The sequence below is a fragment of the Pseudomonas sp. St386 genome (assembly GCF_018325865.1).
GTDB classification, from domain to species: domain Bacteria; phylum Pseudomonadota; class Gammaproteobacteria; order Pseudomonadales; family Pseudomonadaceae; genus Aquipseudomonas; species Aquipseudomonas brassicacearum.
In genome coordinates this window covers 4144695-4159743 of record NZ_AP021900.1, presented here as the reverse complement: position 1 = coordinate 4159743, position 15049 = coordinate 4144695, and the positions used below count along the sequence as shown (strand labels likewise).

The window sequence follows — 15049 nt, the reverse complement described above, 5'->3', positions numbered from 1 at the left end:
TTGGTCATAGCGTATTGGAAAAAATATTCCACGTAAAAAATTTATAGAATAATTATTGATTGTTGCGCGCCGCTCGTTTTAGTCTGCATTCACCAACAGCGCTGGCGTCGGTTTTGGCGTCAAGCGCAGGCTGATAAAAATAACAGGAGCCAGCATGGGCCAGACTCGTTTTGCCAGTGGGCGTCAATTGGATGTGATCTGCCTGGGACGCCTGGGCGTCGACCTTTACGCGCAGCAAGTCGGCGCGCGCCTGGAAGATGTCGCAAGCTTCGCCAAGTACCTGGGCGGTTCGTCGGCCAACATCGCTTTCGGCACGGCACGCCTGGGGCTCCGGTCGGCGATGCTGAGCCGGGTAGGGGACGACCACATGGGCCGCTTCCTGGTGGAGTCCCTGGCACGTGAAGGCTGCGATGTCAGTGGCATCAAGGTCGATCCCGAACGCCTGACGGCCATGGTCCTGCTGGGTATCAAGGACCGGGAGACCTTTCCCCTGGTGTTCTACCGGGAAAATTGTGCCGACATGGCGTTGCGCGCCGAAGACATCGACGAAGCCTTCATTGCCTCCAGCAAGGCGCTGCTGATCACCGGCACGCATTTCTCTACCGATGGCGTCTACAAGGCCAGTACCCAGGCGCTGGATTACGCTGAGAAGCACAATGTCAAATGCGTGTTGGACATCGATTATCGGCCGGTGCTCTGGGGCCTGGCGGGCAAGGCCGATGGGGAAACCCGTTTTGTGGCCGACCAGAAGGTCAGCCAGCATGTGCAAGGCATCCTGCCGCGTTTCGACCTCATCGTTGGCACTGAAGAAGAATTCCTGATCGCCGGCGGCAGCGAAGACCTGCTGACCGCACTGCGCACCGTGCGCTCGCTGACGGCGGCGACCCTGGTGGTCAAGCTTGGCCCACAAGGTTGCACGGTCATTCATGGCGCCATTCCGGCCCGCCTTGAAGACGGCGCCCTTTACCCTGGCGTCCGGGTCGAGGTCTTGAATGTACTGGGGGCCGGTGATGCATTCATGTCGGGGTTCCTCGCCGGTTGGCTGGAGGACGCCAGCGATGAGCGCTGCTGTCAGTTGGCCAATGCCTGCGGTGGCCTGGTGGTGTCGCGCCATGCCTGTGCCCCGGCGATGCCGACCCGGGCCGAGCTCAACTATTTATTCAAGAGCCCGGTGCCGATTACCCGCCCGGACCAGGATGCCGTGCTGCAACGACTGCATCAGGTCAGCGTGCCCCGCAAGGCCTGGAGACAACTGTTCATCTTTGCGTTCGACCATCGCTGGCAACTGGTGGAGCTGGCCCAGAAGGGCGGCCGCGACCTGAGCTGCATTGGTGACCTCAAGCAACTGTTCATCCAGGCGGTGGAGCGGGTCGACGCCGACCTGCAACGCCAAGGCGTCGAGGCCGATGTCGGTCTGCTGGCCGACCAACGTTTCGGCCAGGACTCGCTGAACGCTGCCACCGGACGTGGCTGGTGGGTGGCGCGACCGGTGGAGGTACAGAATTCGCGACCGCTGGCGTTCGAACACGGGCGCTCCATTGGCAGCAACCTGATCGCCTGGCCGCAGGAACAGATCATCAAGTGCCTGGTGCAATTTCACCCTGATGACGAGCCACTGTTGCGCCTGGAGCAGGAAGCGCAACTGATGGGGCTGTACAAGGCTTCCCAGGTCAGCGGCCATGAATTGCTGCTGGAAGTCATTCCGCCCAAGGATCATCCATCGCCGCACCCGGACGTGCTCTATCGTGCCCTCAAGCGCCTCTACAACCTGGGTATTTTCCCGGCGTGGTGGAAGATCGAGACCCAGAGCGCGGAGGAATGGAAACAGCTCGATGAGCTGATCCAGCAACGCGACCCGTATTGCCGCGGCGTGGTCCTGCTGGGCCTCAACGCCCCGGCCGCCGCCCTGGCCGAAGGCTTCCGCCAAGCCAGCCAGAGCACCACCTGCCGTGGGTTCGCCGTGGGCCGCACGATCTTCCAGGAACCGAGCCGGGCCTGGCTGGCCGGGGAAATCGATGATGAAACGCTGATCCGGCAGGTGCAGGGCAGGTTTGTGGAATTGATCGAGGCGTGGCGCAGTGCCCGTGCTTGATGGGGGGTTAATGTGGGAGCGAGCTTGCTCGCGATGGCGTCCGGTCAGCCAGCATCAATATTGACTGGTACACCGTTATCGCGAGCAAGCTCGCTCCCACAAGTGTTCAGCGTCGTTCTTACTGATTTGTGAAAAACAATAAAAGGTGCAGCCATGCCCGCTATTCGAATTGGCATCAACCCGATTTCCTGGAGCAACGACGACTTGCCATCGTTGGGCGGCGAGACGCCGTTGAGCACGGCGCTGAGTGAAGGCAAGGAAATCGGTTACGAAGGTTTTGAACTCAACGGCAAGTTCCCCAAGGACGCCAAGGGTGTCGGCGATGTGCTGCGCCCTTATGACCTGGCGTTGGTCTCCGGCTGGTATTCCAGTCGCCTGGCCCGGCGTTCGGCGGCCGAGGAAATCGACGCCATTGCCAGCCACGTCGAACTGCTGGCACAGAACGGCGCGACAGTGCTGGTGTACGGGGAAGTCGCCGACTCCATCCAGGGCCAGCGGATTGCGCTGATCGAGCGGCCGCGTTTCCATACGGATGAAGCCTGGCAAGCCTACGCCGACAAACTCACCGAACTGGCGCGCTTCACCTTGTCCCGAGGCGTGCGCCTGGCCTATCACCACCACATGGGCGCCTATGTCGAGTCGCCCTCGGACATCGACAAGTTGATGGCCCTGACCGGTAACGAAGTGGGCCTGCTGTTCGACTCGGGCCACTGCTACATGGGCGGTGGCGAACCGTTGCAGGTGCTGCGCAAACACATCGAGCGGGTCTGCCATGTGCACTTCAAGGACGTGCGCAAACCGGTGGTGCAACTGGCGCGCAATAACCTCTGGAGCTTCCCCGATTGCATCATCAACGGCACCTTCACCGTGCCGGGGACGGTGACATCGACTTCGCCGCGTTGCTCGACGTGTTGCTGGCCGCCGATTACCAAGGCTGGCTGGTGGTGGAAGCCGAGCAGGACCCTGCCGTAGCACCGAGTTATGCCTACGCCAAGAAGGGCTACGACACGCTGCGTGCCTTGCTGCAAGAAAGGAGTCCGTCATGAGCCTGTTGATCAAGAGCCATTCCAGCGGTCGAACCATGGTCCAGTTGCCGGCAGGTGAGCTGGAATACGTCGGGTTCGCCGCCTACCGCCTGAGCCTGGGCGAAACCCTGCCGGTGGCCGCCGGCGACAAGGAATTGTGCCTGGTGCTGCTCAGCGGGCGCATCAGCCTCAAGGGCGAAGCGCCGGGGCAGGGGGCCTTCGATTGGGACAACCTCGGTGATCGCCAGTCGGTATTCGAGGACAAGTCACCCTATGCCGCTTACCTGCCGCCTGGCAGCCAGGCCCAGGTCACCGCGTTGAGCGATGTACAGATTGCCGTGTGCGCCGCGCCGGGGGCTGCGCAGAACAGTCATGGCCCACGGTTGATCCGTCCGGACAGCATGAAGCGCAGTGTGCGCGGCAAGGGCGCCAACACCCGTTATGTCTGCGACATCCTGCCCGACAGCGAGCCGGCCCATTCGCTGTTGGTGGTGGAAGTGCGTACTCCGTCGGGGCACTCCTCGAGCTACCCGCCGCACAAGCACGACACCGACGACCTGCCGCACCAGAGCTTCCTGGAAGAAACCTATTACCACCAGGTCAACCCGTCCCAAGGCTTCGTGTTCCAGCGGGTCTACACCGACGACCGCAGCATCGACCAGGCCATGGCCGTGGAGAACAGCGACCTGGTGGTGGTGCCCAAGGGGTACCACCCGGTCAGCGTGCCCTACGGGTACGAGTCGTATTACCTGAACGTCATGGCCGGCCCGAAGCGGGTCTGGCAGTTCCATAACGATCCGCAGCACAGCTGGCTGCTGGACCTCTGATTTCCAACATTCGCACGGAGAACAAGAACAATGAGTGACGCCCCGGTAGTAGGCCATTACCTCAACGGCCACGTGCAGGACCACGACAGCACGCGGTTCAGCAATGTCTTCAACCCGGCCACCGGTGCGGTGCAGGCCCGGGTGGCCCTGGCCGAGCCGGGCACTGTCGACGCGGCAGTGGCCTCGGCGCTGGCGGCGTTCCCGGCCTGGTCCGAGCAGTCGTCATTGCGTCGTTCGCGGGTGATGTTCAAGTTCAAGGAGCTGCTGGACCGGCACCACGACGAGCTGGCGCAGATCATCAGTCGTGAACACGGCAAGGTGCTGTCCGACGCCCACGGCGAAGTCACCCGCGGCATCGAGATCGTCGAGTACGCCTGCGGTGCGCCGAACCTGCTCAAGACCGATTTCAGCGACAACATCGGCGGCGGCATCGACAATTGGAACCTGCGCCAACCCCTGGGCGTTTGCGCCGGGGTCACGCCGTTCAACTTCCCGGTGATGGTGCCGTTGTGGATGATTCCCCTGGCGCTGGTCGCCGGCAACTGCTTCATCCTCAAGCCTTCGGAGCGCGACCCGTCCGCCAGTTTGCTGATGGCCCGTCTACTGACCGAAGCCGGCCTGCCGGACGGTGTGTTCAACGTGGTCCAGGGCGACAAGGTGGCGGTGGATGCGCTGTTGCAGCACCCGGACATCGAAGCGATTTCCTTTGTCGGCTCCACGCCGATTGCCGAGTACATCCACCAGCAGGGTACGGCGCACGGCAAACGTGTGCAGGCCCTGGGCGGGGCCAAGAACCATATGATCGTCATGCCTGACGCCGACCTCGACCAGGCGGCGGATGCCTTGATCGGTGCCGCCTACGGCTCGGCGGGTGAGCGCTGCATGGCGATTTCCATCGCCGTGGCGGTGGGTGATGTGGGCGATGAATTGATTGCCAAGCTGTTGCCGCGCATAGACCAGCTGAAGATCGGCAACGGCCAGCAACCCGGCACCGACATGGGGCCGCTGGTCACCGCCGAGCACAAGGCAAAAGTGGAAGGTTTCATCGACGCTGGGGTGGCCGAGGGCGCTCGCTTGATCGTCGATGGGCGTGGTTTCAAGGTGCCTGGCGCCGAGCAGGGCTTCTTTGTCGGGGCGACGCTGTTCGACCAGGTCACCGCCGAGATGAGCATCTACCAGCAGGAAATCTTCGGCCCGGTGCTGGGGATCGTCCGTGTACCGGACTTCGCCACGGCGGTGGCGCTGATCAATGCCCATGAATTCGGCAACGGCGTGTCGTGCTTCACCCGTGACGGCGGCATTGCCCGGGCGTTCGCCCGCAGTATCAAGGTCGGCATGGTCGGCATCAACGTGCCGATTCCGGTGCCCATGGCCTGGCACTCCTTTGGTGGTTGGAAGCGTTCGCTGTTCGGCGATCACCATGCCTACGGTGAAGAAGGCCTGCGTTTCTACAGCCGCTACAAAAGCGTGATGCAACGCTGGCCCGACAGCATTGCCAAGGGTCCTGAGTTCAGCATGCCGACTGCTCAATAACGCTTTTTTGAATGACTGCCGGAGGGAGAACAACAATGAACAAGCCCCTGCGTTTTGCCTTGAACCGAATGGTTGCGCCACGCCTGTCACTGCCCGCTTTCATCGACTTGGCACTGGCATTGAAAACCGATGCCATCGAGATCCGCAACGATCTGAAGGGCGTCGAGATCGAAGACGGCATGCCGCCGGCCCGGGTGCGCGAGTTGTGCGAGGAGCGTGGCATCAAGGTGCTGTCGATCAACGCCCTTTACCCCTTTGACGTGTGGAACGAAGAACGCCGCGCCCAGGCCGTGCGGCTGGCCGACTACGCCCGCGAATGCGGCGCCGAGGGGCTGGTGATGTGCCCGCTCAACGACCGCGCCGACCCGCGCAGCGAGGCCGAGCGTGCGGCGGGGCTGCGTACGGCCCTCAGTGAACTGGCGCCGATCCTGCGCGCCTTTGGCATCTACGGTTTCATCGAGCCCCTGGGTTTCGAAGAGTGCTCGCTGCGCCGCAAACGCACGGCGGTGGAAGCGATCAAGAGCATTGGCGGGCTGGATGTGTTCCGCCTGGTGCATGACACCTTTCACCATCATTTGGCCGGTGAACAGGAGTTCTTCCCCGAGCTGACCGGGCTGGTGCACATCTCCGGCGTCGAGGATGCCCAGGCGCCGCTGGCGACGATCCGTGACGGCCACCGAGTGCTGGTGGGCGCGGCCGACATCCTTGGCAATGCCGTGCAGATCGAGGCGCTGCGGGCCGGTGGCTACGAGGGCTACCTGTCCTTCGAGCCGTTCGCCGAGAGCGTCCATGACCTGGCCGACATCCGCCAGGCGTTGGGGGCGAGCATGAATCACCTGCAGAGCTCCCAGGCCTGACCCGATTCCCTGAACGCTGGAGAACCCCCTGTGGGAGCGAGCTTGCTCGCGATGACGGCGGCACACTCAACATCTGAGCTGCCTGACACACCGCTATCGCGAGCAAGCTCGCTCCCACACTTGACCGAGTTGCGTTTGAAAAGGTGCAAGCATGACCACAACACGACTGACCATGGCCCAGGCCCTGGTGAAATTCCTCGATAACCAGTACATCGAGGTCGATGGCGTTCAGAGCAAGTTTGTCGCCGGGGTCTTTACCATTTTTGGCCACGGCAACGTGCTGGGCCTGGGCCAGGCGCTGGAGCAGGACAGCGGCGACCTGGTAGTCCATCAGGGCCGTAACGAGCAAGGCATGGCCCATGCCGCCATCGGTTTTGCCAAGCAGCATCTGCGGCGCAAGATCTACGCCTGCAGCTCGTCGGTGGGCCCCGGTGCGGCGAACATGCTGACCGCCGCGGCCACCGCGACGGCCAACCGTATCCCATTGCTGCTATTGCCCGGCGACGTCTACGCCAGTCGCCAGCCAGACCCGGTGCTGCAGCAGATCGAGCAGTTCCATGACCTGAGCATCAGCACCAACGATGCCTTCAAGGCCGTGAGCAAATACTGGGATCGCATCAACCGCCCCGAGCAACTGATGACTGCTGCGATCCATGCGATGCGCGTGCTGACCGACCCGGCCGAAACCGGCGCGGTGACCTTGGCCTTGCCCCAGGACGTACAGGCCGAAGCCTACGATTACCCGGATTACTTCCTGCAAAAACGTGTCCATCGCATTGACCGTCGCCCGGCCACTGAAGCGATGCTCGGCGATGCCCTGGCGCTGCTCAAGGGCAAGCGCCAGCCGTTGATCATCTGTGGCGGCGGCGTGCGCTACGCCGGTGCCAACGCCGCGTTGCAGGCCTTTGCTGAGCGCTTCGACATTCCGTTCGCCGAGACTCAGGCCGGCAAGAGCGCGGTGGTGTCCAGTCACCCACTGAACGTCGGCGGTGTCGGCGAAACCGGTTGCCTGGCGGCAAACCTGCTGGCCAAGAAAGCCGACCTGATCATCGGTATCGGCACCCGCTACAGCGATTTCACCACGGCATCGAAATGGCTGTTCCAGCACCCGGATGTGCAGTTCCTCAACCTCAACATCAGCCCGTGCGATGCGTTGAAGCTCGACGGCGTGCAATTGCTGGCGGACGCCCGTTCGGGACTGGAGGCATTGTCCGCTGCGATGGGCGACTATCGCGCCGAATGGGGCGGGCAGATCGCCGATGCCAAGGTCCAGCTGGACGCGGAAGTGGACCGGATCTATCAGGCGGATTTCCAGGTCGAGGATTTTGTCCCGGAAATCAACGATCACATGGACCCGGCGGTGTTTCGCGAATTCATCGAACTCACCGGTTCCTGCCTGACCCAGAGCCGCGTTCTCGGCACCCTCAACCAGACCCTGGCGGATGACGCGATCATTGTCGCCGCCGCTGGCAGCCTGCCCGGCGACTTGCAGCGCAGCTGGCGCAGCAAGGGCGTGAACACCTATCACGTCGAGTACGGTTATTCGTGCATGGGCTACGAGGTGAATGCGGCGCTGGGGGTGAAGCTCGCCGAGCCCGACAAAGAGGTCTACGCCCTGGTGGGCGACGGCTCTTACATGATGCTGCACTCGGAGCTGGCGACCTCGATCCAGGAGCGCCGCAAGGTCAATGTGGTGCTGCTGGACAACATGACCTTCGGTTGCATCAACAACCTGCAAATGGAACACGGCATGGACAGCTTCGGCACCGAGTTCCGCTTTCGCAACCCCGAGACGGGCAAGCTCGACGGCGGTTTTGTGCCGGTGGACTTCGCCATGAGTGCCGCGGCCTATGGCTGCAAGACCTACAAGGTCAAGACCCTCGATGAGCTGCACACGGCCCTGGCCGATGCGCGGCGCCAGAGCGTCTCGACGCTGATCGATATCAAGGTTTTGCCCAAGACCATGATCCACAAATACCTGTCGTGGTGGCGGGTCGGCGTGGCGCAGGTGTCCACCAGCGCCCGCACCGATGCGGTCGCCAAGACCCTCAACGAACGACTGGCCAAGGCCCGTCAATACTGATTGCCCCAACACTACGAAAGGAGTTTTTCATGTCTTTGAAGCTGGGCGTCATCGGCACCGGGGCCATCGGCCAGGACCATATCCGTCGTTGCAGCCAGACCTTGCTCAACAGCCAGGTGGTGGCGGTGACCGACATCAACCTGCAACAAGCGGCCAAGATCGTTGCCGATCTCAAGCTGACCGCCGAGGTCTACCCCGACGGTCATGCATTGATCAAGGCGCCGGACGTGGAGGCGATCCTCGTCACCTCCTGGGGCCCCAGCCACGAAGAGTTCGTGCTGGCGGCGATTGCGGCGGGCAAACCGGTGTTCTGTGAAAAGCCCCTGGCCGTCACGGCCGAAGGCTGCCGCAAGATCGTCGAGGCTGAAATCGCCCACGGCAAGCGCCTGGTGCAGGTCGGTTTCATGCGCCCTTACGATGAAGGTTATCGCGCGCTGAAGGCGGTGATCGACAGCGGCCAGATCGGCGAGCCGCTGATGCTGCATTGCGCCCACCGCAACCCGAGCGTGGGCGAAAACTACAAGACCGACATGGCGATCACCGACACCTTGATCCATGAGCTGGATGTGTTGCGCTGGCTGCTGGCCGATGACTACGTGTCGGTGCAGGTGGTGTTTCCGCGCAAGACCAGCAAGGCCCTGGCCCATTTGCGCGACCCGCAGATCGTCCTGCTGGAAACCGCCCGGGGCACGCGCATCGACGTCGAAGTGTTCGTCAACTGCCAGTACGGCTACGACATCCAGTGCGAAGTGGTGGGGGAGACCGGCATCGCCAAGCTCCCTGAACCGTCCCAGGTGCAATTGCGCAGTGGCGCGAAATTGTCGAATGCGATCCTGATGGACTGGAAGGACCGTTTCATCGCGGCCTACGACGTCGAATTGCAGGCCTTCATCGACGGCGTGCGCGCCGGGCAGGTGGGCGGGCCGTCGGCCTGGGATGGTTTTGCCGCAGCGGTGGCGGCGGATGCCTGTGTCCAAGCGCAGCAGAGTGGGCAGATCGTCAAGGTCGAACTGCCCGAGCGCCCGCGTTTCTACGGCTAACACCGTCCAAAAATGTGGGAGCGAGCTTGCTCGCGATAGCGGTGGGTCAGTCGACATTACTGCTGGAGGATCCGCCGCCTTCGCGAGCAAGCCCGCTCCCACAGTCGACCGCGTTTCCCCTGAAGGTACTCGGTCAAATTGTGGGAGCCGAGCTTGCTCGCGATGGCGGTGGATCAGCTTGCATTGATGCTGAATGTGCCGCCGTCTTCGCGAGCAGGCTCAGCTCCCACAGGGACTGCATTCAAACCGTGATCTAAGGAGTTTTCATGCGAATCGGACTAGTGGGCTACGGCAAGGGCGGGCGGTTTTTTCATGCGCCGCTGATCAGCAGTCTGCCCGGGGCTACGTTCGTCGGCGTGGTGACCCGGTCTGCCGAGCGGCGCCAGCAACTGGCGAGTGATTATCCGCACGTCCAAGCCTTTGACTCCCTCGAAGAATTGGTCGCAGCGGGCGTTGATGCGGTGGTGGTGTCCACGCCGCTGGACGGTCGCCCGGAGGTGGTGATGCAAGCCATCGACCTCGGCGTGGCGGTGGTCAGCGACAAGCCTTTTGCCTGGGATGCAGCACAGGCCGAGGCGATGGTGATGGCCGCCGAACAACACAACGTGCCGTTGAGCGTGTACCAGAACCGCCGTTGGGATTCGGACTTCCTGACCTTGCGCAAACTGCTGGCGTCAGGCGCCCTGGGGCAGGTCATTCGTTTTGAATCCAGCGTCGAGCGCTATTCGCCGGCCTCGGTCGGCAAAGGCAGCGGAGGCGGGTTCCTGCGCGATTTGGGCAGCCACCTGGTGGACCAGGCGCTGCAACTGTTCGGGCCGGTGGAGCGGGTCTACGCCGAGCTGGACTACCGCCAGCCCGGCCAGGTGTTCGACAACGGCTTCTTCATGTCCTTGACCCATGCCAGCGGCGTGATTTCCCACTTGAGCGGCAATTGCGTGCAAAACGCAGCGCGCCCGCGCTTTCGGGTCAACGGCACCCAGGGCTGCTATACCGTTGAAGGCCTGGACGGCCAGGAAGCCCAGGCGCTGGCGGGCCTGAGCCCGGCGACCGAGGGTGAACGCTGGGGCGCTGAAGAGCATCGGCGCTGGGGCTGGTTCGAACACGGCACCGAGCGCGAGCGGGTGACCTCGGAGCGTGGCTGCTGGCTGGCGTTCTACCAACACCTGCAAACCGCGTTGCAGGGCGCTGGCCCGCTGCCGGTGGAGGCCCGTGATGCATTGGCGACCACGCGCATTCTTGATGCCGCCAGGCAGAGTGCCGAGCAGGGCGAAGTGGTGCGTTTATCGACGCCTGTCGGCCATGGAATAAAAAACGAATAAAATTCTAAAATGAGTTGATATGGAAAATATTTTCCAATAAAGTCAATTCCAGGTTACCGACAATCCTGTCTGTCTCCCGCCAAGCCAGCCTTGAACGGATGCCAGACGAAACAAAAACAAGAAACACAGCTAGGTACCGTCGATGAAAACCTTCAGCCGCTCTGCGTTTCACCTGCCACATCTGCTGCGCCTGTCCGCAGTTCTCCCCCTGTTCGAATCCCTGTGTATCCAGCGTAACGGCGCCATGGTGTGTTGCATGCCCGGCGCGCCCATCGTGCGTTTGCCCCGTTCCTGATCCGTCACGCCTTATCCATAAAACCAACAAAAAAGTGGAGAAAGACCGTTCATGAAGACCAAGACCCGTATCGCCTCGCTGGCCCTGTCGTTGATGCTCACCAGCGGCGCTGCCCTGGCGGACCTGAAGATCGGCGTCAGCATGTCCCAGTTCGATGACACCTGGTTGACTTACCTGCGCGAATCCATGGACAAGAAAGCCAAGTCCCTGCCGGACGGCGTCACCCTGCAGTTCGAAGACGCGCGCAGTGACGTGGTCAAGCAACTGAGCCAGGTGGAAAGCTTCATCAGCCAGAAAGTCGACGCGCTCATCGTCAACCCGGTGGACACCGCCGCGACCCAGCGCATCACCAAGGCCGCCGTGGCCGCCGGTATCCCACTGGTTTATGTCAACCGCCGTCCGGATGATCCGAAGTTGCCAGAAGGCGTGGTCACCGTGGCCTCCGATGACCTGGAAGCCGGCCGCATGCAGATGCAATACCTGGCCGACAAGATGGGCGGCAAAGGCGACATCGTGATCCTGCTGGGCGACCTCGCCAACAACTCCACCACCAACCGCACCAAGGGCGTCAAGGAAGTGCTGGCCAAGTACCCGGGCATCAAGATCGAGCAGGAGCAGACTGGCACCTGGTCCCGGGACAAGGGCATGACCCTGGTCAACGACTGGCTGACCCAGGGCCGCGATTTCAATGCCGTGGTGTCCAACAACGACGAGATGGCCATCGGTGCCGCCATGGCCCTCAAGCAAGCGGGCACCAAGAAGGGCAGCGTATTGATTGCCGGGGTCGATGGCACACCGGACGGCTTGAACGCGATCAAGAAAGGCGAGATGGCCGTCTCGGTGTTCCAGGACGCCAAGGGCCAGGCCGACGGCTCGATCGACACCGCGGTGAAAATGGTCAAGAAACAACCGGTCGAGCAGTCCGTCTGGGTGCCGTATCGCCTGATCACGCCGGAAAACGTCGATCAGTTCAAGTGACGTTTGACGCACCGGTCCCACCACAACAATAAACAGGCAAGGTTGCAACGCCGACCTTGCCGAGGGAGTACCTGATCATGTTCGCTTCAGCGACTGCTTCGAGCGCCCCGGCGATGACTTTCCGGCCGGACGCAATACCTGATGAACCGTATCTGCTGGAAGTCGTCAATGTCAGCAAAGGCTTTCCCGGCGTGGTGGCCCTGTCCGATGTACAACTGCGGGTACGCCCCGGTTCCGTGCTGGCCCTGATGGGCGAGAATGGCGCGGGCAAATCCACCTTGATGAAAATCATCGCCGGTATCTACCAGCCGGACGCCGGCGAACTGCGCCTGCGCGGCAAGCCGGTGACGTTCGACACGCCGCTGGCGGCCTTGCAGGCCGGCATCGCGATGATCCATCAGGAACTGAACCTGATGCCCCACATGAGCATCGCCGAAAACATCTGGATCGGTCGCGAGCAGCTCAACGGCCTGCACATGGTCGACCATGGCGAGATGCATCGCTGCACCGCCCGCCTGTTGGAGCGCCTGCGCATCAAGCTCGACCCCGAGGAGCAGGTCGGCAACCTGAGCATCGCCGAGCGGCAGATGGTGGAGATTGCCAAGGCCGTGTCCTACGACTCCGACATCCTGATCATGGACGAGCCGACCTCGGCCATTACCGAGACCGAAGTCGCCCACCTGTTCTCGATCATTGCCGACCTCAAGTCCCAGGGTAAGGGCATCATCTACATCACCCACAAAATGAACGAGGTGTTTGCCATCGCCGATGAAGTGGCGGTGTTTCGCGACGGTGCCTACATCGGCCTGCAACGGGCCGACAGCATGGACGGTGACAGCCTGATTTCGATGATGGTCGGGCGCGAACTGAGCCAGTTGTTCCCGGTACGGGAGCAACCCATCGGCGATTTGGTGCTGTCGGTGCGCGACCTGAGCCTGGACGGCATCTTCAAAGGCGTGTCCTTCGACCTGCATGCCGGGGAGATCCTGGGCATCGCCGGGTTGATGGGCTCGGGCCGGACCAACGTGGCCGAGGCGATTTTCGGCGTGACCCCGAGTACCGGCGGCGAAATCCTGCTGGACGGCCAACCGGTGCGCATCAGCGACCCGCACATGGCCATCGAGAAAGGCTTCGCGCTGTTGACCGAGGACCGCAAGCTCAGTGGCCTGTTCCCGTGCCTGTCGGTGCTGGAAAACATGGAGATGGCCGTGCTGCCCCATTACGTGGGCAACGGCTTCATCCAGCAGAAAGCCCTGCGCGCCTTGTGTGAGGACATGTGCAAGAAGCTGCGGGTCAAGACCCCGTCGCTGGAACAGTGCATCGATACCTTGTCTGGCGGCAACCAGCAGAAAGCGTTGCTGGCCCGCTGGCTGATGACCAACCCGCGCATCCTGATCCTCGACGAGCCGACCCGTGGCATCGATGTCGGTGCCAAGGCCGAGATCTACCGGCTGATTTCCTACCTCGCCAGCGAAGGCATGGCGGTGATCATGATTTCCTCGGAGCTGCCGGAAGTACTGGGCATGAGCGACCGGGTCATGGTGATGCACGAAGGCGACCTGATGGGCACCCTCGACCGCAGCGAAGCGACCCAGGAACGAGTCATGCAATTGGCTTCAGGCCTGTCCTGATGCCCGTCAGTCCAGATAAAAAAGGTGAATGGTTATGAACGCGATACTGGAAAACAAACCCGCGGCCGCACCGGCCAGGGCGCGCCGGCGACTGCCGACGGAACTGAGTATCTTCCTGGTGCTGATCGGCATCGGCCTGGTGTTCGAAATGTTCGGCTGGATCATGCGCGACCAGAGTTTCCTGATGAACTCCCAGCGCCTGGTGCTGATGATCCTGCAAGTGTCGATCATCGGCCTGCTGGCCATCGGCGTGACCCAGGTGATCATCACCACCGGTATCGACCTGTCGTCCGGCTCGGTGCTGGCGCTGTCGGCGATGATTGCCGCCAGTCTGGCCCAGACTTCTGACTTCGCCCGGGCGGTGTTTCCCTCCTTGACGGATTTGCCGGTGTGGATACCGGTGGTGGCGGGGCTCGGCGTAGGGCTGCTGGCCGGGGCAATCAACGGCAGCATCATCGCCGTTACCGGTATTCCGCCGTTCATTGCCACCCTCGGCATGATGGTCTCGGCCCGTGGCCTGGCGCGCTACTACACCGAAGGCCAACCGGTGAGCATGCTGTCCGATTCCTATACCGCCATCGGGCATGGGGCGATGCCGGTGATCATCTTCCTGGTGGTGGCGGTGATCTTTCACATCGCCCTGCGCTACACCAAGTATGGCAAGTACACCTACGCCATCGGCGGCAACATGCAGGCGGCACGCACATCAGGCATCAACGTCAAGCGCCACCTGGTGATCGTCTACAGCATTGCCGGGTTGCTGGCGGGGTTGGCCGGCGTGGTGGCCTCGGCGCGGGCGGCGACGGGGCAGGCGGGCATGGGCATGTCCTATGAACTGGACGCGATTGCCGCGGCCGTGATCGGCGGCACCAGCCTGGCGGGCGGGGTGGGGCGCATCACCGGCACCGTGATCGGGGCGCTGATCCTTGGGGTGATGGCCAGCGGTTTCACCTTTGTCGGTGTCGATGCCTACATCCAGGACATCATCAAAGGGCTGATCATCGTGGTGGCGGTGGTCATCGACCAGTACCGCAACAAGCGCAAGCTCAAGCGCTGAGCCCCGGGAAGTTGTGACAAAGCGCCACGCCTGACCCGCGTGGCGTTGCCATTTGTCTTCTTAATACAGCTATTGCACCGAATTTCTTGTTATAAACGCACTCCGATGACTGCCAAAAGCCTGTCAGAGAACATTTGAAGGGGTTGTCGGACATTTTCCCTATGTTTTCAGTTGCTGAGGCCTCGACTCGGCCTTAGACTGCCGCCCCTCGTAAATTGAGTGCCGGGTGGCGCTTGGAATCGGCGGCGCCTTCCTGATGAGCGTGGCAGCTGCGCTGCGGGACGCTCCATAATTCGCCTTAATGCACGTTTT

The 15049-nt window shown here is 62.2% G+C and carries 11 protein-coding genes and 1 pseudogene; all 12 read left to right on the top strand.

What is annotated here, in order from left to right; translation table 11 throughout:
* Positions 1-154: 154 nt before the first annotated feature.
* The 12 genes and pseudogenes from iolC to KI235_RS18090 all read left to right on the top strand — a co-directional run bounded on the left by iolC (position 155) and on the right by KI235_RS18090 (position 14737).
* Positions 155-2092 carry a 5-dehydro-2-deoxygluconokinase gene (gene iolC / locus KI235_RS18145; protein WP_028237594.1) on the top strand — a complete coding sequence of 646 codons (1938 nt, stop codon included), beginning with the start codon at positions 155-157 and terminating at the stop codon, positions 2090-2092.
* Positions 2093-2245: 153 nt separating this feature from the next.
* A pseudogene (gene iolE, locus KI235_RS18140) lies at positions 2246-3138 on the top strand (myo-inosose-2 dehydratase).
* On the top strand, positions 3135-3944 hold the full coding sequence (iolB, locus tag KI235_RS18135; RefSeq protein ID WP_013693594.1) for a 5-deoxy-glucuronate isomerase: 810 nt from the start codon (positions 3135-3137) through the stop codon (positions 3942-3944). Before iolE ends, iolB begins: the two are co-directional and overlap by 4 nt.
* Before the next feature lie 30 nt (positions 3945-3974).
* Positions 3975-5477 carry a CoA-acylating methylmalonate-semialdehyde dehydrogenase gene (locus KI235_RS18130; protein WP_003202875.1) on the top strand — a complete coding sequence of 501 codons (1503 nt, stop codon included), beginning with the start codon at positions 3975-3977 and terminating at the stop codon, positions 5475-5477.
* A 35-nt stretch (positions 5478-5512) separates the two neighbouring features.
* Positions 5513-6334, top strand: coding sequence for a TIM barrel protein (locus KI235_RS18125; RefSeq protein ID WP_003202873.1), 822 nt, complete (start codon positions 5513-5515; stop codon positions 6332-6334).
* A gap of 151 nt (positions 6335-6485) precedes the next feature.
* Positions 6486-8417, top strand: coding sequence for a 3D-(3,5/4)-trihydroxycyclohexane-1,2-dione acylhydrolase (decyclizing) (gene iolD / locus KI235_RS18120; RefSeq protein ID WP_003202872.1), 1932 nt, complete (start codon positions 6486-6488; stop codon positions 8415-8417).
* 29 nt (positions 8418-8446) lie between these two features.
* Positions 8447-9457: a Gfo/Idh/MocA family oxidoreductase gene (locus KI235_RS18115; RefSeq protein ID WP_003202870.1), complete on the top strand. Its 1011-nt coding sequence runs from the start codon at positions 8447-8449 to the stop codon at positions 9455-9457.
* A 266-nt stretch (positions 9458-9723) separates the two neighbouring features.
* Positions 9724-10776 carry a Gfo/Idh/MocA family oxidoreductase gene (locus KI235_RS18110; protein ID WP_027911833.1) on the top strand — a complete coding sequence of 351 codons (1053 nt, stop codon included), beginning with the start codon at positions 9724-9726 and terminating at the stop codon, positions 10774-10776.
* 142 nt (positions 10777-10918) lie between these two features.
* Positions 10919-11071 carry a hypothetical protein gene (locus tag KI235_RS18105; protein ID WP_003202866.1) on the top strand — a complete coding sequence of 51 codons (153 nt, stop codon included), beginning with the start codon at positions 10919-10921 and terminating at the stop codon, positions 11069-11071.
* 51 nt (positions 11072-11122) lie between these two features.
* Entirely contained in the window at positions 11123-12049 is a 927-nt protein-coding gene (locus KI235_RS18100) for a sugar ABC transporter substrate-binding protein (RefSeq protein ID WP_003202865.1), read from the top strand.
* A gap of 77 nt (positions 12050-12126) precedes the next feature.
* Entirely contained in the window at positions 12127-13680 is a 1554-nt protein-coding gene (locus KI235_RS18095; protein WP_003202863.1) for a sugar ABC transporter ATP-binding protein, read from the top strand.
* A gap of 34 nt (positions 13681-13714) precedes the next feature.
* On the top strand, positions 13715-14737 hold the full coding sequence (locus KI235_RS18090; protein ID WP_003202861.1) for an ABC transporter permease: 1023 nt from the start codon (positions 13715-13717) through the stop codon (positions 14735-14737).
* Positions 14738-15049 lie beyond the last annotated feature (312 nt).